The organism is Acinetobacter sp. AS167 (assembly GCF_037152175.1).
Classification (GTDB): Bacteria; Pseudomonadota; Gammaproteobacteria; order Pseudomonadales; family Moraxellaceae; genus Acinetobacter.
On the sequence record NZ_JBBCMP010000007.1, the window covers coordinates 189,072 to 209,091 of the forward strand.

The following is a 20,020-nucleotide window of genomic DNA, read 5'->3' on the forward strand; positions in this document are numbered from 1 at the left end:
TTTTGGGTGTAGCTTTTAGTAGCGGAAAGTTACCCCAGCAGATGCAAGTCGACCACCGTTGATATAGTAAACACCACTACCGTTATATGCTGTCTTATAATTAACATCACCAATGTTTTCAATATTGGTAAAGAGTTTAATCATTGGAGTCGCTTGCCAGTAAGCATTGACATTAGTACTAACATAACCAGGCGTTGTGGTTGGTGTGGTCGATGGATAATCTGCAAAATCTTTTGAATTAGATTTTGCGACGACAGATGCAGAAATACCATATACGCCATCATCCCAACCTGTAGTTAGAGTTAAACTTTGGCGTGGTCGGCGAGTCAAATCTTTTTTAGTTTCATCATCTTTTGCTTGAACATAAGCATAAGTTGTAGTTAAAAAGAGTTTATCTTGTTGCCATTTAAATGAAGCTTCACCACCAGTAAAGTTTGCTTTATTTACGTTAACTAATTTACCCGCCTGATAACTAATCAGGTTGTCTACTTTATTGCGATAGATAGATAAACCTAAATCAATATTATGATTGAGTTTTTGATCGACACCGATTTCATAAGAAAAGCTTTCTTCTGGTTTTAAATCAGGATTTGCTCCCCAAGAAATTGCATATAAATCATTGGTTGTTGGTGCACGAAAAGCTGATCCCACATTTGCATAGATGCTTGTAAGTGGTAAAACTTGATAACGGACAGCACCTTGACCCACTGTGTGTGTACCAAACTTATCGTTGTCTTCTACACGAATACCGACTTGAGTTTCTAGACCATTGTGTTGATATTGATGCTGTGCAAAATAGCCAATAGTATCTACAGATTCTTTGTATTTAACATCTTGTCCGCCAAACAGATTTTTCGAATAAACATCACCTTTAATATCTTTAAAGGTTGAGCCGAATAAAATGTTTTGAGCAGGTGTCATTTGCCATTTTGTATAGAGCTCAGCTTCTTTGGTTGTACTATGTACATAATCTGGAGAACTATTTTGCTCAATATTGTCTTTAAATTGCGAAAGTCGGGCATGAAGTGCGACATTATCTAAAATATCGACTCGACCTTTTACATTAATGATTTCGTTTTTAAAATCTTGAGAAACAAGATTACCGTAATTGTCATAATCGCTATAGCCTTGATTTTCACTATAATCGACTGAGGCTGCATAGCGCTCTTTTTCAACACCTATTTTGGCACTATAACCCTTTTGATCAAAACTTGCTTTCTTGTTGTTTTTTGCATCTGTTACAGGAGTACCATCAGTTTCTAGGCGTTGTCCGCGAACTTGGGCATAGAAACCATCTTGAGCAAGATCAGCCCCAATCACTGCCTTATAGGTGTTATTTTCACCCATTTCACCAGTAACAAAAGCGCCTGTTTTTTCAGGTGTTTTGGAAATCAGCTGAACTACACCACCAATCGCATCGGCACCATATAAAACTGAAGCAGGTCCTTTTAATACTTCAATTTGTTTAATATCTGTCGTATCAATAAAAGGTAAAGATGCTGCACCAGCAGTATTTGAGTTTAAGCGAACGCCATCTCTTAAAAGTAAAGTATGGTTAGAGTTTGTACCACGTAAGAAAATAGCAGCTGTTTGTCCATAGCCACCGCTTTGTACCATATTGATAGAAGCATCGTTCTGTAACAGTTGCGGTAAAGATGCTATTGGTGATTGTTCAAGAATCTTCGGCTCAATAATATTGATTCGAGCAGGAACTTCACTGATTTTTTGCTCAGTACGAGATGCTGTGACAACGATTGTATCGAGTTTCGAATTTGCTTCTGAATTTGAAGAAGTATCTGCAAAAGCAGTAGAAGATAACCCCATCGCAATAGCGACAGTACCTACAAGTGCAGTAGGTTTAAAAATAACAGACATGATATGCTCCATACATTCACTCCCCGTGAATGATTGAGTTTAAGGGCACAACAAGTTGGTATCCGGACTTAAATATAGAACCTAACGTGATTCAGATTATTCCACCTTCCCACAAAACATTGCAGTGGTGTAAGCCTTTTGACTTATAAAGAATAATATTTTCATTTTACCGTTGCGGGGGCAGTGTTGGATTTTCACCAACTTCCCAAAGCCTTAAGCTAGACTTGTTGCATTTGTGTGCAGTATAAAGTTTGTTTAGTGTATAAACAATGTAAAACAGATAATCCTATTGAACTTTAACGCAAGTGAATAAATTTGCTTTACAATGATTTGCTTAAAATACTGAAAAAATCAGTTTGATCTGAACAAATTCGAGTTCAAAGCTATGCGTACCCGTGCCAAAATTTGTGGGATTACACGACCCCAAGATATCCAAGCTGCTGTACAAGCAGGTGTAGATGCGATTGGTTTTGTGTTTTATGAACCTAGTCCACGTTATGTCACGATTGAATTGGCTCAGCAATTGGCACAACTGATCCCACCGTATATCAACATTGTTGGATTATTTGTCAATGCCAGCGCACAAAACATTGCACAAGTATTAGAGCAGGTGCCTTTGGATATCATTCAGTTTCATGGTGATGAAACCGCACAACAATGTCAGCAGATCGCACAGTATAATAAGCGTCGTTGGTATAAAGCGATTCAGATTAAACCCGATGCAAAAAATTCAGATATTATTACGACAATTCAGCAATACCAACAGGCTGGCGCAAGTGCTATGCTTTTAGATGCATGGCATCCTGAACTGAAAGGAGGGACTGGACACAGTTTTGACTGGTCTCAATTCCCTAAACTCGATATTGCTTTAATTTTGGCAGGTGGTTTAAAACCTGAAAATATTGAAGACGCTATACAAACGACTCAAGCGTATGCAGTCGATGTCAGCGGAGGCGTAGAATCCGCAAAAGGTATCAAAGACCAACAACTCGTAGAACGATTTATGCAAGGAGTCCAACGTGGATCAGCAAAGTAATCAACAAAATAGTGTGATTGACTATACCCAATTCCCAGATCAAAACGGGCATTTCGGTATCCATGGCGGACGTTTTGTGTCAGAAACTTTAATGGCAGCTTTAGAGGATTTAGAGAAACTCTATTTCCGTATGAAAGATGATGCGCAGTTTCTGGCAGAATTCGACCGTGATCTCGCTTATTATGTCGGACGTCCTAGTCCGCTTTACTATGCTGAGCGATGGTCGAAAGAGTTGGGTGGTGCGCAAATTTATCTTAAACGTGAAGACTTAAATCATACAGGCTCACATAAGGTCAATAACACCATTGGTCAGGCGCTACTTGCGAAGCTTTCTGGCAAAAAACGTATTATTGCGGAAACGGGTGCAGGTCAACATGGTGTGGCGACTGCAACAATTGCCGCGCGTTTAGGTCTTGAGTGTGTGGTATTCATGGGGGCTGAAGACGTAAAACGTCAGGCCATGAATGTCTACCGTATGCGTTTACTTGGTGCAACAGTTGTACCTGTAGAAAGTGGTTCTAAAACATTAAAAGATGCCATGAACGAAGCAATGCGTGATTGGGTAACCAATGTAGATTCGACTTACTATGTGATTGGTACGGTTGCAGGTCCACATCCATATCCGCAATTGGTACGTGATTTCCAATCGATCATTGGTCGTGAAGCACGTAAACAAATTCAAGAGCAAGCAGGTCGTTTACCAGATGCTTTGGTTGCATGTGTCGGCGGTGGTTCAAATGCAATGGGCTTGTTCTATCCATTCTTAAATGATCAAGACGTCAAAATGTACGGTGTTGAAGCCGCAGGTTTAGGCATTGAAACAGGTAAACATTCAGCACCATTAAATGCAGGCCATGTTGGTGTTTTACATGGCAACCGTACTTATTTAATGTCAGATGAGCAAGGTCAGATTATTGAAACACATTCAATCTCAGCAGGCTTGGATTATCCTGGTGTGGGTCCTGAACATAGTTTCTTAAAAGACATGCATCGTGTGAATTATGTGCCAATTAATGATACAGAGGCTCTTCAAGGCTTCCGTGATTTGACTCATATTGAAGGGATTATTCCTGCATTGGAAAGTTCACATGCAATGGCTTATGTGACTAAACTCGCGCCAACAATGTCGAAGGATCAAATTATTATTGCGACGGTATCGGGTCGTGGTGACAAAGACTTAATGACTGTTGCACGTATTGATGGTGTTGAAATGGTCGAGATGTAATTCATCTTACTCGATCAATTTAAAAGCCTCTTTTATAGAGGCTTTTTTATTTCTGGACTAGACAGGATCATGGGGAAACTCTACAAAAAGCACATGGAAATCATGAGCTAAATTACCCAAAATTTAATGAAAATAATCGGTTAATTTTTTATATGCGTTTTTTACAACGGGTTCGAGCTGAACCTTTTCCTGAAAAAATTGTCTGGGGATGGAAAGACACATTTGCGATTTGTATCATCCCTTTAATTATTTTAAATGGCTTTATTTTAGAAAAAATCTTTGGAATCTCGATAGCTGTTAGTCTGGGTGATACCATTTTAAGAGGCGTGCTATTTATTTTAGTGTGCTACTTATATAAGGATATGTTGCTTACACATTGGCAAAAGTATAAACAGGCCTTTTGGCGCTCAAGTGTCTTGGTGGTGGTTGGTGCAATCGTGTTACAAGTAGTAATCACATTGACACGTCAGCTTTTACCCCTTGGGTCGAGTACACAAGAAAAAGACCTGATTGACCCTGAATATATTCCTTTTCTCAGTCTGTTGATCATTAGCTTGGGTCCACTATTTACTGCGCTTTTAGAAGATATTGTGTTTCGCTATACTTTATTGCAAAAGTTATTTATCCAAGCGTGGTTATGGCGCATTATACTGATTATATTGAACTCTATATTATTTGGTCTGATCCATTATTATAATTTTGATGGAAATTTAATCTCGACAATCAGCTTTATGAGTGCAGGTTTATTTTTAAATCTGATCTATTTGTGGACACGCAATATTTGGCATGTATTACTCATTCATTTTTTGAATAATGCCATATTATCTGTGGGTGGGATTTTATTATTAAAACTTGTTCAAACATTAACTTAGTGACTGAATATGTCTAGTTTATTTATTGTTATGCTGGGTGGCCGTCATGCACGTGCCAATGTTGAGGTTCATGATGTGGTGCTTGCCGTGGGCGATTCGCTTGAAGAGGTTTATCCTCAATTAAAAAATGCGTGGTTTGGTGAGCAACAGGGTTTACACATCGACGCATGGCAAAAATTACAGGCTTTAGTGTTTGAAAATAAAAAATATCAAATACATTTTACTGATGCGCAACCGAATGTATCAGATCAGAAGCTTTGGCTGATTAATTTAGGCGGCTATGATGCAAATGAGTTTGGTGAGTTACACCGCTATATCCTGATTGTTGCTCAAGATGCGATTGAAGCGAAAGCCAAGGGTAAACAGTATTTTGCAGGGCATTGGCAAAAGCCACATACCGATCGAGTTTTAGAGGTAGATGATTGTCTGGCGATAGATCAGGTATATGGCCGTTATGTGCAATTGGTTGAAGTAGATTTGAATGCTGATTTTCATGCAGAGCTTGACCAAAGTGTTTGGGAGAATACCTATTTGACCATCTGAATTGTCATCGTTTGATCTGCTTAAAAGGGCGTTGTATTGCAGCCTTAAAAGATTAAGCGGATCTTAATTTTAAAAAATTGACATCAATCATTGCATTGCTCTCTCATAATCTAGTCAGTGTAACAACAGAATCTTCGCAATGTTTTCAGCAAGTATGCATAGACTTGAAACTCAAACAAAACACTGCGGAGTATGATCAATGAGTGGTTTATTAGACGAGTTAGGTAAAATTGCAGGTGCAGTGATTGCTGAGCAAAGTGTCGATAAGTTAGATCCTGATGCTGGCTTGCTAGAAAAAGCAGCTGGCGCATTTGCAGGTTATGAAGTCGCAAAAATTGCCGAAGATAAATTAGAAAATAGTGATGAGCAGCAGAAACCAGAGTATTAATTCAAAATCGCTAAATTCAGCTTTGGGCATTGATCTTAATCAATCCTGTATAAGATCAATAAACTACAGGGTTGAACAAGTTCAGTATTGGGATGACAGCTGTGATTAAAGAGAGGGCATATTCGATATGCTCTTTTTATTATCTGAAATAAAGATAAGCAATGAAGAAAAACATCCATAACGTAATAAAAGTATGCTTTGCCCGTAAAGCATTGCCAATTCGATCTTTGCACAATGCTTATCAATAAAATCGCTATAAAATATGGAAAAAAAGCATTTCTTTGATAGATCAATACTCGTTATATTGTGCATCGTTATAATGAAACTACTAGCTGTACGCCATGTATTTATATACTGATTTCGATCAGCAACTGATCAATGAACGTGTTGCACAATTCCGTGATCAAACGGAACGTTATTTAGCTGGAAAACTCACTGAAGATGAGTATCGTCCATTACGATTACAAAATGGTTTATACGTACAGCGTTATGCGCCAATGCTACGTATTGCTGTACCTTACGGTTTAATGAACTCTAAACAATTGCGTAAAGTTTCAGAGCTTGCCAAAGAATATGATCGTGGTTATGCACACGTTTCGACACGTCAGAACATTCAGTTTAACTGGCCTGCGCTAGAAAATGTGCCTGATATGTTAGAAGGTTTAGCTTCTGTTCAGATGCATGCGATCCAAACTTCAGGAAACTGTATCCGTAATACCACAACTGACCAATATGCTGGTGTCGTTGCTGGGGAAATTGCAGACCCACGCCCAACATGTGAATTGATTCGTCAGTGGTCTACATTCCATCCTGAGTTTGCATTTTTACCACGTAAGTTCAAAATTGCAGTTTCTGCACTTGAAGAAATTGATCGTGCAGCAACTTCATTCCATGACATTGGGGTGTATTTAACCCGTAATGATGCGGGTGAGTTGGGTTATAAAATCAAAGTAGGTGGTGGTCTAGGTCGTACACCTATCATAGGTTCTATGATTCGTGAGTGGTTGCCACGTGAAGATTTAATTGCTTATTTAGAAGCAGTTCTTCGTGTTTATAACTTGCATGGTCGCCGTGACAATAAATATAAAGCCCGTATTAAAATTTTGGTTAAAGCACTAACACCACAAGTTTTTGCTGAAAAAGTTGAAGCTGAATTTGCTGAAACAATTAAAACCTTGAAAGTTCAACCTGAAATTTTGCAAAAATTAGACGAAGAGTTTATGCCGTTTGATTATCAAAATTATGCAGATGAAGATTTCAGTGGCTTATTTGCTGAATATCCAAAGTTTAAACAGTGGTTCAATATCAATACTAATGCACACAAAGTTGCAGGCTACCGTATTGTCACTATTTCACTGAAACGTGCAGGTATTGCACCAGGTGATATGACTGTTGAAGAAATGAATTTGATTGCAGATCTTGCAGACAAATATACATTTGGTGAATTACGGACCACACACGAACAAAATATTTCCTTGGTCGATGTACCTCAGAAAGATTTATTTGAATTGTGGCAAACGCTTGAAAAGAATAATCTTGCTCGTGCACATATTGGTTTTATTACCGATATCATTTGTTGCCCAGGCGGTGACTTCTGTTCATTGGCAAATGCGAAATCTATTCCAATTTCTGAAGCCATTACACGTCGTTTTGATGACTTAGATACAGTCTATAACTTAGGTCATATCGACTTAAACATTTCAGGTTGTATGAATGCTTGTGGTCATCACCATGTCGGCAATATTGGGATTTTGGGTGTGGATAAAAAAGGCGCTGAATTCTATCAAATTACCTTGGGTGGAAATGCAGACCATGACGCTTCAATTGGTGATATTTTAGGACCATCATTTGCAGCAGAATCTGTACCTGACATTATTGATGAAATTTTAAATACTTATCTTGATCTTCGTAACGAAGGTGAAGAATTTATTGAAACTTATCGCCGAGTGGGTATTCAACCTTTTAAGGAGCGCGCATATGCTTAATACCGCACTTCAAGTCCTCTCTAAAGATGGCACTGTTGCAGACAATACCTATCAAATCATTGCTGAAGATGGAGTATTGCCACAAGGTGATGTGTTGTTGACCGTTGAGCAGCTGGATCAGCTTGCGAATGTGACGGGGAAAAAAGCACTATTTCTTACCGTAGATGCTTCACCTGAAACCAATGCGTTTCCATTAGATCAGTTAGATGCGATCTTTATTGATTTCGCCGGTTTTAATGATGGTCGTGGTTATTCATTTGCTGCGTTGTTACGTCGCCAAGGCTATACAGGCGATCTTCGGGCAACAGGCGATGTGTTTAAAGATGTTTTGAACTATATGAAGCGTTCTGGTTTCGATACTTTTGTTGTGAAAGAAGGTAAAGATATCCATGAGGCAGCAGCAGGTTTAGGTGATTTTACTCATCCTTACCAAGCCTCTACAGCTGTACCAAAAGCACATTATCAAACAGGTGCTTGATTGTATTAAGTACTGATTTTGAAATGAAAGCCGAACGAAAGTTCGGCTTTTTATTGTTCTCAAGTTAAAGCTGGTGTAGCCATTGCTTATTATGAATATGATATGAACGATATAAATTGGTATTCGGCTTTATCTGTATCGTGCCCAAATCAATATTGATTCAACATAAGATCATCTGTTAGTAAAACCTTTCTCTGATTAAAACTATTGATAAAAATTTCATCGTTGCATTTTTGCAATGTTGTAGGCTGGAAAAGTCTATATATCTACAACAATGAACAGCAGATAATTAAACAAAGATGATTCATGGTGGATGAAATGTTAAATCAAACAATGGGTGACTTATCGCTACTCAAAGGCTGGAACGCAACTTTACCCAATACTGAAGTCATGCCTGTACTATTTTTGGGACATGGTTCACCCATGAATGCGATTCAAACCAATGATTTTACCCGTACTTGGAACAGCATTGGTGCAGAAATGGACGTACAGCCCACAGCAATTTTATGTATTTCCGCACATTGGCTTACCCAAGGTGGTACTGCCGTCACTGCAATGCAACAACCGAAAACCATTCATGATTTTGGTCGTTTTCCTCAAGCTTTGTTTGATGTGCAATATCCTGCTACTGGAAATAAAGCTTTGGTTGAGGCAACAACTGAAGCAATTCACAGTATAGAAATTCATCATGATCATAGTTGGGGATTAGATCACGGAACATGGGGCGTGTTATGTCATGTATTCCCACAAGCCAATATTCCTGTTGTTCAATTGAGTGTCGACTATAGTCAAGGTGCCCAATATCATTATGATTTGGCTAAACAATTAGCGCAGTTACGTCGTAAAGGAGTATTGATTGTTGCCAGTGGTAATCTCGTACATAACCTAAGCAAAATTGCCTTTGATAAATTTGATGATCATTATGGTTATGATTGGGCTTTAGAAGCTGATGCAAAGATGAAAAATTTCTTAGCCACGCATAACCATCAAGCTTTAATTGACTGGCAAAAGCAAGGTGCTGAGTTTTTATTGTCGATCCCCACACCTGATCACTATTATCCGATGTTATATGCCTTAGGCTTACAGGAAGAGAAAGATGAGTTACATATTTTTAATGATCAAGCCGTCGCTGGTTCATTAACCATGACCTCATTTCGACTTGATCAACATTAATTTTAAATGTTAAGAATATAAAAGTTGGGTTTAAGAATTCAACTTTTATAGTATTGGTGAAATTGTGTTAGTCGTATTTATTCTCTCAAGATAGAACGCTTTTAAGATCATTGTGCAATTTTCAAATATTGAGGTCTTACTTCCTTACAGAGCAGTTTAGATATCACTGAATCCATATGAAATTTAGAATAAAGGCGAATTAATAAACTTATAGAAAAATGCTGTAGCTAATGATGGTTCTAACAGTAAAGGAAATAAGAAACCATAGATTGCACCGGTAATATGCGCGCGGTGATCGATTAATGGCGAATGTCCTGAACGGATTGCATACAGGCTATAGCATAAATAAATCGTCCCAAAAATAATCGCGGGCACAGGTAAAATATAGATATAAAGCATGCCCCAAGGGTTAAACAGAATCGCACTAAATAATACTGCATTAACGGCACCTGAAGCCCCTAAACTTCGGTAGGAATTTAGGGTTCGATTATGTAAATAGCTGGGAATCGCAGCAATGATGATGGCGCTGCAATAAAATAAGACAAAGCCCATACCACTTAAGTAATCACGGAAAAACCATTCAACATTTCGTCCAAAGAAGTACAAGGTAAACATATTGAAAAATAAATGCATACCATCTTTATGGATAAAACCATGGGTTAAAAAGCGATCATATTGACCATGCTTAATCGCTGAAACATTGAAAATCAAACGATTCATTACATTGCGTTGTTGCCAAGCAATAAAAGAAATCGCAAGTGTGATTAAAATAATCAGAAGGGTATGGGTAAGACCAGTGATCATATTGTTATAAATGACGTTGTTATCGTAACAGCAATATAACCTATATCATTGTCAATCAATAGGCTATCGCAATATTCAGTTCATTATCCTTCACTCAGTTGACAGTTTACCATCCAGCGAATACCAAACTGATCGGTGAAAGCACCATATAAAGCACCCCAAAATGTAGGTTCTAGTGCCATTTCAATATGCCCATTGGCAGAGAGTGCTGTAAATAATCGCTGTGCTTCATCCGCTTCATGAGCTTCTAAGTTGATCGAAATATAATGGTTGGTGCCTTTGCTGAAAGCCGCAGTATTAGGCGCGCAAAACTGTTTGCTGGTGTCTGAACCCATCAACACGGTAAACTCATTAATCGGTAAAGAAACATGTAAAATATAGTTTTTTTCTTGGTCTGGCACTTGGACATCGGGTAGTTCGGAATAACGTTTTAAAAATGAAAATTCACCACCAAAAACAGATTTATAAAAATTAAAAGCGGCTTCAGTCTGGCCTTCAAAGTTTAAATAGTGATTGAGTTGCATTGTGATTGTCCATTTTGTTGTTTTGAAGTGATTAATTTATCAGCTCATGGTTTAAAACTTGATGAATATTTTGTAATTGAAAATAAGAATCCCTCAATCATAAATGAGGGACTCTTATTTTCTAGATTATCGCTTTTGTCTGCTTAAAGTTGTTTATCTTGTTGTTGCTCTAATTTTAATTCCTGTTTATTGGCATAACCGTCAATATCTTCATTTTGAAGAACTTCATTTGGATTTGGACGATCTACAAAGCCAATTTTTGGTACAGGGATTTCAATCTGATTTTCCACAAAACGATTACGGATTAACTCATGAATTTCATCTTTGACTTGTAGATAGTTTGCTTGCATACACCACAGTGCAAATAAAATTTCAATGGAGGATTCTCCAAAGGCAGAAACAGTCACACGTGGTTTTGGATCTGCTAAAACCAACGGGTAATCGTTGGCAACATCAATTAAAACTTCACGAACTTTATTGATGTTCTCATTAAAGTTAATTGCAACTGTAATCGACAATCGCCGTATCGGGAATTTTGATAGATTATGTACAGGGGCGCGAATCAATTGCTCATTGGGGAGGCGCACATAGACATTATCCATGGTCAAAAGCTTCACGGAAAGTAAGTCAATGGAAATCACTTCACCTTCAATGGTATGTCCACGAATCAGGGTGATTTGAATTGTATCACCAACTTCAAATGAACCTTCGCCAATTAAAAATAAACCACTGATTAAATTCGATGCTGAAGTTTGTGAGGCAAAACCCAATGCAACAGTTAAAATCCCTGCTGCACCTAAAAATACGCTGAGTTTAAAGCCCGCTTCTTTTAAGCTGGCGATCACAAACAGTAAGAAAATAAAATAAAAAATACCTCTACGCCAAACCAAACGTTGATGTGCATTAAAGCGTGCACCTATGGTGCGGATAAAGGTATTGGAAATAACACGTGCCAGTACAAAACCAACAAAGCAGAGGATCAGAGCAACAGCAATTTCACTTAAGCGGTCGACATTTACATTGGTAAAGATGCCTTTTAGGCTATTGGCAATGTCTTTGGGAATATTGGATTCAGCCATTTTTACCTCATCCCTTAGAAAAATGAATCAAACATATTGAACAAAGCGCCACCTGGTGAGCGTGGCGGATGTACATAAATCACTTCGCCGGCCAAAGGTGGTGTACGATTTTCAATTCTTACACGGGCAGGGCGGTCATTGCCTTCATACACGACCTTGATTTGTGATGTCCATAAACGTCCTGTGCTTTCACTATAAAATAAAGGTAGCGCAGGAACAGGCACATTCATACGGTCAAATCGAAGCTGATGACTACTGACATTGTGGAAATCAATCGGTGTTACTGCACGAAAGGCACGTGGACGTAATAAATTTAATTCGGTACGACCATCGACTGAGGTGGCATAACACATTTCACCTGTGCGGTGATCAGGGCCAAACCATGTATCCTTAGGTAAAATTACGGGAATATCAAATAAGGGTTCTTTTTGGGCTTGCACAAAACCTGAAATCCACAGGGGTGTACTGATGTAGAGTGTACCGCGTTGGCCTGCTGGAATATAAATTGGATCGACAGGACGAATCACTACAGAGCGATCAGCTAAACGGGGCATGAGTTGAAACGCTTTATGGGTCTCGCGAAACATATAGCGTTCAACATGTACAGGTTCAGGAAAACCAAAATTTACATCATGGATTTTATGCCATTGCTGTTCATAGTCATATTGGAATTTTGGACGATAATATTCCAAGCGCCATTCTTGCAGACCACGAGTAATGCGCATCATCATAGAACCAAATTGCCATGCTTTGGATTGGTTCAATTCAAACAGTTGTTCTCCCCACCACTTTAAATCAGGGAGTTCTGGTTCCAGATGTTCTTTCTTCTTAGACAAAAGTGTTTATCCCATTCATAAAATCATCATCAAATCTTTAACAAACAGACTTCACGCTGTCATGAGCATAGAGTACACTCAAAGCAATTTAAATCATTAATATAAGTTGTAATGCAAGTTCTCAAACAATTACAAATACCATATAGTTTTGCAAAACGGCATGGAGTGCTGTTGCGTTATGAAGGTGATCAAGTTTTTATTGTTCGCCGTCAGGATACCGCACAAATTGCGATTCAGGAAGCCCGCCGCTATCTCGGTCGTACAGCACAACATCAATTATGTAATGAAACTGAGTTTAATCACATGCTCAGTTCAAGCTATGCAGGTGAAACGGGCGAATCACAACAGGTTGCCGCTGGTCTTGAAGATCACCCTGATCTATTGAGTCTGGCCGATCAGATTCCTGAAACTGAAGATTTGATGGATCAGGAAGATGATGCACCAATTGTGCGACTCATCAATGCTTTATTGTCTGAAGCGATTCGAGTCGGGGCTTCAGATATTCATATTGAAGCCTTTGAAAAGAAATTATCTGTTCGCTTAAGGGTAGATGGGCAATTGCGTGAAATCGTACAGCCTCGTCGTGAACTTGCGCCATTGTTGGTATCGCGTATTAAAGTTATGGCAAAACTCGATATTGCAGAAAAACGTATTCCACAAGATGGTCGTATTTCTTTACGTCTTGCAGGACGTGAGGTGGATGTCCGTGTTTCGACCTTGCCATCGTCGCATGGTGAACGTGTCGTTATGCGTTTGTTGGATAAACAAGCGGGTCGACTCAACATGACCCATTTGGGTTTAATGAAGCCTGACTATGAGCGTTTAACCCAATTGGTTCATCGTCCACATGGCATTATTCTAGTCACTGGCCCTACAGGGTCGGGTAAAACGACGACTTTGTATGCCGCGCTTTCTGATTTGAATGATGGTTCTAAAAATATCCTCACTGCTGAAGATCCGATTGAGTATCAACTTGAAGGGATTGGGCAGACTCAAGTGAATACCAAAGTGGATATGACCTTTGCCCGTGCGTTAAAAGCCATGCTTCGTCAAGATCCAGATGTGGTGATGGTGGGGGAGATCCGTGATTTGGAAACGGCTGAAATCGCAGTTCAAGCCTCTTTAACAGGTCACTTAGTTTTGTCTACGCTACATACCAATACTGCAATTGGTGCTGTGACCCGTTTAAAAGATATGGGCATTGAACCCTTCTTATTATCCAGTTCATTGATTGGGGTGATTGCCCAGCGTTTAGTTCGGACATTGTGTTCTCATTGTCATACATGGCGTGAAGCAGATGACTTTGAAAAAGATGTGTTTAAACCTGTGAGTTTAGAATCGAATTTAAAACTACCTGTACCGAATGGTTGTGATTTTTGTTCCCATATGGGCTTTACAGGACGTACTGCGATTTATGAAATTGTGCCGATTGATGAGCAGATGCGCCGTTTGATTCATGGTAATGCAGCAGAATATGAGCTTGAAGAATATGCACGTAAAGATGCAGGTTCAATTCGAGATGATGGTTTACGTAAAGTATTAGCGGGTAAAACCACAATGGAAGAGGTTTTACGTGTTACCAATGAAGCGGCTGAATAATTGAAAATTATTTATCTATCTTTTTAAAATTTTCTCAGAGTATGCTTTAGGCTTTATAATTTAGCTATAAATTCTATAGAGCCTTTAGTTACTTTTATAAGTATAGTTTCTGGTTCGTTCTCAGGTGTTAAAATAATCTGCTTATTTATTAAATTCGAAATACAAATCATGTGGTTGATGATTTTTTCATGGTCTTGTAGTGAATTAATATCATTTGGATTAATATCATTTTCAATTTTTCGACTAAGAAAAAATGATTATTTATCTGAGTTTTGTCTAAATAGAGATTAGCATGTGAACATAGATTATGAGCGTCATTTAAACATTCTTGAAGGACTTCAAAATTAATTTGGCTCTCATTCTTTTGTGTCTGCTGGTTAAGCCATTTGATTGTATAATTTTCATTTACAAAGACAGTCCATTTTTTAGGTCTTTAATATTAGTATCGAATATATAAAGGTCTCTTAGAGTATCATCGCAATAATATATTTTATCTTTTAGTTCTACCCAGTCCATAAAAAACCAACCAGAAAAATAAAAGTAAGCATTACCCCTACCTAAAAATAAATTTATACTTCTAGGTAGGTTTTATCATAGCATTAAACAATCACATTCAATGTCACATCAATATTGCCACGAGTCGCATTTGAATATGGACAAACGATATGTGCAGCATCTACTAATTTCTGTGCTTCTTCTTGCTCTAAACCTTCTAAATGAATATTTAAAGTCACTTGAATACCAAAACCAGTAGTAATTGGACCAATACCAACATCACCTTCGATATAAACATCTGGGGTAATTTTTAAATGATCACGATTTGCAACGAACTTCATCGCACCAAGGAAGCAAGCAGAATAACCTGCTGCAAAAAGTTGTTCAGGATTGGTACCACCACCAACCCCGCCCATTTCTTTAGGCACTGCTAATTTAACATCTAAAATTCCGTCTGATGATGTTGCACGACCATCACGACCGCCAGTTGCTTTTGCATGTGCTGTATAAACCACTTTTTCTAAAGACATCGGAAATCTTCCATTTTTGATTGTGTTCAACTATATCGTATACGATATAATTATTTAAACAAGTAGCGTTTGTGTAAAATTTGATAACTTTAGTTTGAAATATTTTCGCGTAAATTTGAAAGAAGATCTTTCAATTGAGTAATGCTGTCTAAATCACAAGCACTGGCTTGAGCAACTTTTAATGGAATATCCACGGCTTTTAATTTTAGTGCATGACCTTCAGCAGTGAGGCTGATAATCACTTGACGTTCATCTTTCGTAGAACGTTCGCGGTTAACAATACCATTACTTTGTAATTTTTTGAGTAAGGGGGTAAGCGTAGATGATTCTAAAAAGAGTTTTTCACCGATTTCAGACACAGTTAGACCATCTTTTTCCCAAAGCACTAACATAACTAAATACTGTGGATAGGTCAGTCCTAGTGGTGTGAGTAATTTACGATAAAGTTGATTTAATGCTAAGTTTGTAGAGTAAACAAGAAAGCAGAGTTGATGATCAAGATTTAAGTTTGAATAGTCTTGTTGCATGCTTGTCTCGTGAAGATATTACGCCTCACAAGTATAACGTTGTTTTGTCTTGTTCAGGAAATAAAAGTCATTAATGGCAATACGGACTTAGAATGACATCAATTTGCGATGTTGCATTAAAGGCATTGATTCACGAATTGAGCGTTGCTCATTCAAATTAAAAGGAACTGTCATCAATTGCGCACCTTCTGCATCTGTGATCGCTAAAATTTGTCCACGACTATTAGTTGCGCCAGCATGTCCCCAGGTTTGACGTTTTTCACCATGCCAACCTTGTTGTGCTGCACCTAAAACATGACATTGACTGTCCATCGCACGTGCTTGAAGTAATAACTGCCAATGCATTTGGCCTGTGGTATAGGTAAATGCAGCTGGTGCAGTCAAAATATTTGCACCTTGCGCTCTCAAGGTGAGTGCAAGTTCTGGAAAGCGTAAGTCGTAGCAAACCATCAAACCGATTTGTCCAAAAGGTGTTTTCGCGACAACAACATCGCTGCCTGGTTCAAAAAACTGAGATTCTTGATACCCGCCAACAGCGTCACCCACGTGTACATCAAACAAGTGAATTTTGTCATAACGTGCTTCAGTGCCTTCTGGACTGATACATAGGCTGACAGTACGAACTCGACCATCAGCAATAATTGAACCATCTGGACGGAAAGGGCAAGGTAAAGTCCCTGCAACAATCCATATTTGATAATGATGTGCTAAGTTTTCTAAACGCTTTTGAATTTCTTCAAAACGTGCAGCAGTTTCCCGTTGTTTACCTGCGGCAAAGCAGACAAAATTTTCAGGAAACACAATCAAAGAAGCGCCATCAGCTTTACTTTGTTGTATCAACGACTCAATCACACTGAAGTTTGCTTCGATGTCATTTTGAGAGTTCATTTGAACAACGGAAAGTAAAGTCATGGGCTATCCCTGATAAAGCAATCTTGAGATGATTAAGCGTTTTGCTGGTTTGAAGATACACATTCCATTGTATCTTGCTGCTTTTCAAGTTGTTTAACTAATGGCTCGAACATATTTTGATTGTTTTCATTGAGCTTCATTAAAGTTTTATGTGCATCGAGAACGGTACACAGCATTGTGCTGTGATTAACATTATCGTCAATCAAAGCATTGGTGCACACTTGAGGGTCACCACAGTAATTTAAAATGACAAAAACCTGCCCTAAGCCCATGCTATTGGCTAGAGTGGTAATATCTGGATTTGTGGACAGCATCACCGCTTGGATGTGGTGTACTTGTTTCAACTTTAAGCCAAGCTTGGCAAGTATTCCAAGAACTGTACTATCAATAAATGTGGTTTGGGTTAAATCAACAATTGCGCCAATGACGTTTTTTTGTTGTTCAATCCTTGCCAAAAGTTTGTCTAAACTAATACAAGATTGGGCTCGCACTTCACCAATAAGTTTGAAAATATGCGTTCCATTCAAGCTTGCATATTCAACATGACCTGTTGACATATAAATGCCATTTGCAGAGAAGGATAGGAAAATTATCACATAGCGCAAGTCTATACTCAAGCGTTTGCGTATAGGTTATTAGTCTAATTTGTTATATATGTTTGATTATATTGTTAATTCATTCTGCGGAGACTGAGGATTGCTATGTCGTCTGCTACATGTTCTGGTGCACGGAATGATTGATTTTGCAAATGATAGACCAATTGTGAGAACTGTTCATTCAAACCACCCGAGAATGGTTCAAGAGCACCATCAGAACAAATAATAAACCGCGCATGCTTAGTTAAGGTACATTGAAACTCTTCAACCTCTAAGTCTTCGGTGAGTCCTAAAGGAAAACTGCTGGTATTCAAAACACGAGGGGCTTGGTTGGGTTCAAAAATAATGGGGGGAGGGTAATGCCCAGCACTTGACCATTTTAAAGCATGTGTTTCTAGATTTAGAATTCCAGCCAACATTGTGATATGTTTTTCAATATTTTCTTGAACCAGCATACCATTGAGTTTTTTAATCAATTCTCTTGGTGTTTTCGAGCGACCATGAAAGGCAGCCATCCAAGATGTCAGTAAAGAGCTGGTTACCCCATGACCCGATACATCGGCCAAATAGAACATGATTTCTTTATCACTGATTTTCCAGTAATCATACCAGTCACCAGACAAATACGCAGAAGGCTGGAAAAGCGTCTCAACTTTATAGTTTTGTAGTTCAATTGGATTTGGAAGAAGTTTTTTTTGTAGTTCTGCGGCAGAAGGTAAATCACGGCTATCTTGATTACGTTTATATTGCGCATCAATTTTTAATAAAGAATCTTCAAGATTTGCGGGAAGCTTGGTCCAGATCCAACCCGCAAGGGCGCCAAGCTCCCATGCTTGGGAAAGTTCGCTTCCTTCATTTTCTTGCGCAATCACAATGGTAGGCAAAGCCCATTGGTACTGTAAAAAATCGTGGACGTCTGCAATTGCAATAATTGTTGGATCATAACGATGAATGTCTTCAATGGTAATCATCTGCAAGCTAGGAAGCGTATCTAATACTTGTTCTAAGCTTGAAATTTGGCGACTGGGTTGAATGAAATACATAGAAGAAATGAATGATCCTTAATCGGTATAAAAGCATTATCCAGTAGATTTACTATAGATGACACCACAATGCTAGTAAAACCATATGAATTACTAGCAAATAAGTTTAACAAAATATTGTGGTTATTTGTCTGCGTTTGTATCAGCAGGGCTATTGCTATCATCCTCGTCATCATCTACAAACGCCACAGCTTCCTGTCCACGGCCTTTTTTCTCAGCGATTTGGAATGCTAAACGTTGTAAATAGATATCGCGAATTGCTGAGTAACGATCACCTTGCAATACACTTTCCACATCTAGAAGTTTAGAACGAGTATTAATCCCACCTAATGCACGGTTACCCCAGATTAAACCCGTTTGATGGTTGTTATCCATTGGATAGGTAAGCGGATTGGCATAACCTTCAGCAACATAATCAACTGAGTGACGAAGTGTGCTTGGCCCTAAGATAGGCAGCATGACATAAGGACCACTTGGAATACCGTAGTAACCTAATGTGGTACCTAAGCTTTCTTCTTCAGTTGCTAAACCTAAGCGAGTTGCAGGATCAGCTAAACCTAAAGAGCTGACGGTGTTAATGGTAAAACGACCTAGAGACTTGGCTGCACGACTAAAACGCCCTTGAGCAAGTTGGTTGACTGCATTCCATGGTTCACTTAAGTTTTTACGAAATAAACTATATGAAGAACGTACATCACCAGGCACTTTTGCTTTGTACTGAACAGCAATAGGTCGAGCAACATTACGGTCGATCATGTCATTAAACGCATAAATTTCACGGTTCAATGGTTGTAGTGGATCTTTTACAGCATCTGGTTGAGCTGCATTGGCATTCACTTTTAAGTCATTTTTTGTGATGTTTTTAAGCTCTCTAAGGGCTTCAATCCTTGGGTGTTTAGAAGCTGCTTCGTTTTCTAGTACCGAAGAATTCTCTTGAGACGACTTATCATCTGAATCAGAGTTTGTAGAAACAGCATTGTCCGAATTCTCTTGAGCAGATAATTCGTCTTGAGCAAATACATGGCTAGTCAGACCAATGCTAAGTAAACAAGCCCAAAGTACATGATAAGGACGCATAGAATTCCTTGAAATATTCTTAAAGTAAAAGTAGTCGATAATGATATAGCTATATTAAAGACTTCATAATCGTATTCTAACAGTAGTTATTGCATATGTATTAAAGCAAATTTGATTAAAAAGTGTGAATAAATATGATAAACGAACATTATTTGTTCGAACAATTAAAATAATTAAAAAAAGGGGTTGTGTTGAGTTGTTAATGCTGTAGAATGCACATCCATCGGCGGTGATGTTAAATAAAACTTCTGATAAATCAGGCACTTGATTAAGTTGTTAAGATTTCGAATTGAGATTTTAAGATGAGATTAAAGTTGGGTTTGTTAGAAAAAATAATTAACATTATAGATTGACTTTTTAGAGATAGAGAGTAGTATAGCCGACCTAGCTTGATGCTGACGAAGCATTGAGAAGATCATTAAG

Annotated in this window: 20 protein-coding genes and 1 riboswitch; of the genes, 9 read left to right on the top strand and 11 right to left on the bottom strand. The window is 38.4% G+C overall.

Annotation, left to right across the window (positions count from 1 at the left end):
• Positions 1–15 precede the first annotated feature (15 nt).
• Positions 16–1,875, bottom strand: a complete 1,860-nt coding sequence (locus WFN33_RS13485; RefSeq protein WP_336953586.1) for a TonB-dependent receptor plug domain-containing protein — start codon at positions 1,873–1,875, stop codon at positions 16–18.
• A 36-nt stretch (positions 1,876–1,911) separates the two neighbouring features.
• Positions 1,912–2,118, bottom strand: a riboswitch (cobalamin riboswitch).
• A gap of 142 nt (positions 2,119–2,260) precedes the next feature.
• On the opposite strand from WFN33_RS13485, the gene WFN33_RS13490 reads away from it, so the two are divergent.
• The 8 genes from WFN33_RS13490 to ygiD all read left to right on the top strand — a co-directional run bounded on the left by WFN33_RS13490 (position 2,261) and on the right by ygiD (position 9,575).
• On the top strand, positions 2,261–2,911 hold the full coding sequence (locus tag WFN33_RS13490) for a phosphoribosylanthranilate isomerase (RefSeq protein ID WP_336953587.1): 651 nt from the start codon (positions 2,261–2,263) through the stop codon (positions 2,909–2,911).
• A complete protein-coding gene (gene trpB / locus WFN33_RS13495) occupies positions 2,895–4,136 on the top strand; it encodes a tryptophan synthase subunit beta (protein WP_004725964.1) in 1,242 nt (413 codons plus the stop codon). The genes WFN33_RS13490 and trpB overlap by 17 nt, the downstream gene beginning before the upstream one ends.
• 152 nt (positions 4,137–4,288) lie before the next feature.
• A complete protein-coding gene (locus tag WFN33_RS13500) occupies positions 4,289–5,008 on the top strand; it encodes a CPBP family intramembrane glutamic endopeptidase (RefSeq protein ID WP_336953588.1) in 720 nt (239 codons plus the stop codon).
• Between the two features lie 9 nt (positions 5,009–5,017).
• Complete coding sequence (locus tag WFN33_RS13505) at positions 5,018–5,551, top strand: DUF1543 domain-containing protein (protein ID WP_336953589.1); 534 nt, start codon at positions 5,018–5,020, stop codon at positions 5,549–5,551.
• A 199-nt stretch (positions 5,552–5,750) separates the two neighbouring features.
• Complete coding sequence (locus tag WFN33_RS13510) at positions 5,751–5,939, top strand: hypothetical protein (protein WP_336953590.1); 189 nt, start codon at positions 5,751–5,753, stop codon at positions 5,937–5,939.
• Between the two features lie 341 nt (positions 5,940–6,280).
• The gene (locus WFN33_RS13515; RefSeq protein WP_336953591.1) at positions 6,281–7,924 is read left to right on the top strand and encodes a nitrite/sulfite reductase; all 1,644 of its coding nucleotides are present in this window, start codon (positions 6,281–6,283) and stop codon (positions 7,922–7,924) included.
• Positions 7,917–8,402, top strand: a complete 486-nt coding sequence (locus WFN33_RS13520) for a DUF934 domain-containing protein (RefSeq protein WP_056512359.1) — start codon at positions 7,917–7,919, stop codon at positions 8,400–8,402. Before WFN33_RS13515 ends, WFN33_RS13520 begins: the two co-directional genes overlap by 8 nt.
• Before the next feature lie 306 nt (positions 8,403–8,708).
• The gene (gene ygiD, locus WFN33_RS13525) at positions 8,709–9,575 is read left to right on the top strand and encodes a 4,5-DOPA dioxygenase extradiol (protein ID WP_035371919.1); all 867 of its coding nucleotides are present in this window, start codon (positions 8,709–8,711) and stop codon (positions 9,573–9,575) included.
• Positions 9,576–9,758: 183 nt separating this feature from the next.
• Here the strand turns inward: ygiD and WFN33_RS13530 are convergent, their stop codons facing one another.
• From WFN33_RS13530 to WFN33_RS13545, 4 genes are all read right to left on the bottom strand, one after another.
• Entirely contained in the window at positions 9,759–10,379 is a 621-nt protein-coding gene (locus WFN33_RS13530; protein WP_336953592.1) for a rhomboid family intramembrane serine protease, read from the bottom strand.
• Between the two features lie 83 nt (positions 10,380–10,462).
• Positions 10,463–10,903 (bottom strand): VOC family protein, encoded by a 441-nt coding sequence (locus WFN33_RS13535; RefSeq protein ID WP_336953593.1) that lies wholly within the window; start codon positions 10,901–10,903, stop codon positions 10,463–10,465.
• 143 nt (positions 10,904–11,046) lie between these two features.
• Positions 11,047–11,982 (bottom strand): mechanosensitive ion channel family protein, encoded by a 936-nt coding sequence (locus WFN33_RS13540; protein WP_336953594.1) that lies wholly within the window; start codon positions 11,980–11,982, stop codon positions 11,047–11,049.
• 14 nt (positions 11,983–11,996) lie between these two features.
• Positions 11,997–12,818 (bottom strand): hypothetical protein, encoded by an 822-nt coding sequence (locus WFN33_RS13545; protein ID WP_004725984.1) that lies wholly within the window; start codon positions 12,816–12,818, stop codon positions 11,997–11,999.
• A gap of 111 nt (positions 12,819–12,929) precedes the next feature.
• On the opposite strand from WFN33_RS13545, the gene gspE reads away from it, so the two are divergent.
• Positions 12,930–14,417 carry a type II secretion system ATPase GspE gene (gene gspE, locus WFN33_RS13550; RefSeq protein WP_336953595.1) on the top strand — a complete coding sequence of 496 codons (1,488 nt, stop codon included), beginning with the start codon at positions 12,930–12,932 and terminating at the stop codon, positions 14,415–14,417.
• 599 nt (positions 14,418–15,016) lie between these two features.
• Here the strand turns inward: gspE and WFN33_RS13555 are convergent.
• The 6 genes from WFN33_RS13555 to WFN33_RS13580 form a co-directional block, all read right to left on the bottom strand.
• Positions 15,017–15,442 (bottom strand): organic hydroperoxide resistance protein, encoded by a 426-nt coding sequence (locus tag WFN33_RS13555; protein WP_336953596.1) that lies wholly within the window; start codon positions 15,440–15,442, stop codon positions 15,017–15,019.
• Positions 15,443–15,531: 89 nt separating this feature from the next.
• Positions 15,532–15,969, bottom strand: a complete 438-nt coding sequence (locus WFN33_RS13560; RefSeq protein ID WP_336953597.1) for a MarR family winged helix-turn-helix transcriptional regulator — start codon at positions 15,967–15,969, stop codon at positions 15,532–15,534.
• A gap of 87 nt (positions 15,970–16,056) precedes the next feature.
• Positions 16,057–16,881 (bottom strand): carbon-nitrogen hydrolase family protein, encoded by an 825-nt coding sequence (locus tag WFN33_RS13565; RefSeq protein ID WP_336953598.1) that lies wholly within the window; start codon positions 16,879–16,881, stop codon positions 16,057–16,059.
• Positions 16,882–16,913: 32 nt separating this feature from the next.
• Positions 16,914–17,438, bottom strand: coding sequence for an anti-anti-sigma factor GigB (gene gigB / locus WFN33_RS13570; protein WP_016539397.1), 525 nt, complete (start codon positions 17,436–17,438; stop codon positions 16,914–16,916).
• 113 nt (positions 17,439–17,551) lie between these two features.
• Positions 17,552–18,520, bottom strand: a complete 969-nt coding sequence (gene gigA / locus WFN33_RS13575) for an RsbU family protein phosphatase GigA (RefSeq protein WP_004725998.1) — start codon at positions 18,518–18,520, stop codon at positions 17,552–17,554.
• A gap of 123 nt (positions 18,521–18,643) precedes the next feature.
• Positions 18,644–19,597 carry an MlaA family lipoprotein gene (locus WFN33_RS13580; protein ID WP_336953599.1) on the bottom strand — a complete coding sequence of 318 codons (954 nt, stop codon included), beginning with the start codon at positions 19,595–19,597 and terminating at the stop codon, positions 18,644–18,646.
• Positions 19,598–20,020: the final 423 nt, after the last annotated feature.

Bases quoted from the DNA above. Each gene is read 5' to 3' on its own strand.
- WFN33_RS13485 (WP_336953586.1), bottom strand. From the start codon at position 1,875: ATGTCTGTTATTTTTAAACCTACTGCACTTGTAGGTACTGTCGCTATT.
- WFN33_RS13490 (WP_336953587.1), top strand. From the start codon at position 2,261: ATGCGTACCCGTGCCAAAATTTGTGGGATTACACGACCCCAAGATATC.
- WFN33_RS13500 (WP_336953588.1), top strand. From the start codon at position 4,289: ATGCGTTTTTTACAACGGGTTCGAGCTGAACCTTTTCCTGAAAAAATT.
- WFN33_RS13505 (WP_336953589.1), top strand. From the start codon at position 5,018: ATGTCTAGTTTATTTATTGTTATGCTGGGTGGCCGTCATGCACGTGCC.
- WFN33_RS13510 (WP_336953590.1), top strand. From the start codon at position 5,751: ATGAGTGGTTTATTAGACGAGTTAGGTAAAATTGCAGGTGCAGTGATT.
- WFN33_RS13515 (WP_336953591.1), top strand. From the start codon at position 6,281: ATGTATTTATATACTGATTTCGATCAGCAACTGATCAATGAACGTGTT.
- WFN33_RS13520 (WP_056512359.1), top strand. From the start codon at position 7,917: ATGCTTAATACCGCACTTCAAGTCCTCTCTAAAGATGGCACTGTTGCA.
- ygiD (WP_035371919.1), top strand. From the start codon at position 8,709: ATGGTGGATGAAATGTTAAATCAAACAATGGGTGACTTATCGCTACTC.
- WFN33_RS13530 (WP_336953592.1), bottom strand. From the start codon at position 10,379: ATGATCACTGGTCTTACCCATACCCTTCTGATTATTTTAATCACACTT.
- WFN33_RS13535 (WP_336953593.1), bottom strand. From the start codon at position 10,903: ATGCAACTCAATCACTATTTAAACTTTGAAGGCCAGACTGAAGCCGCT.
- WFN33_RS13540 (WP_336953594.1), bottom strand. From the start codon at position 11,982: ATGGCTGAATCCAATATTCCCAAAGACATTGCCAATAGCCTAAAAGGC.
- gspE (WP_336953595.1), top strand. From the start codon at position 12,930: ATGCAAGTTCTCAAACAATTACAAATACCATATAGTTTTGCAAAACGG.
- WFN33_RS13555 (WP_336953596.1), bottom strand. From the start codon at position 15,442: ATGTCTTTAGAAAAAGTGGTTTATACAGCACATGCAAAAGCAACTGGC.
- WFN33_RS13560 (WP_336953597.1), bottom strand. From the start codon at position 15,969: ATGCAACAAGACTATTCAAACTTAAATCTTGATCATCAACTCTGCTTT.
- WFN33_RS13565 (WP_336953598.1), bottom strand. From the start codon at position 16,881: ATGACTTTACTTTCCGTTGTTCAAATGAACTCTCAAAATGACATCGAA.
- gigB (WP_016539397.1), bottom strand. From the start codon at position 17,438: ATGTCAACAGGTCATGTTGAATATGCAAGCTTGAATGGAACGCATATT.
- gigA (WP_004725998.1), bottom strand. From the start codon at position 18,520: ATGTATTTCATTCAACCCAGTCGCCAAATTTCAAGCTTAGAACAAGTA.
- WFN33_RS13580 (WP_336953599.1), bottom strand. From the start codon at position 19,597: ATGCGTCCTTATCATGTACTTTGGGCTTGTTTACTTAGCATTGGTCTG.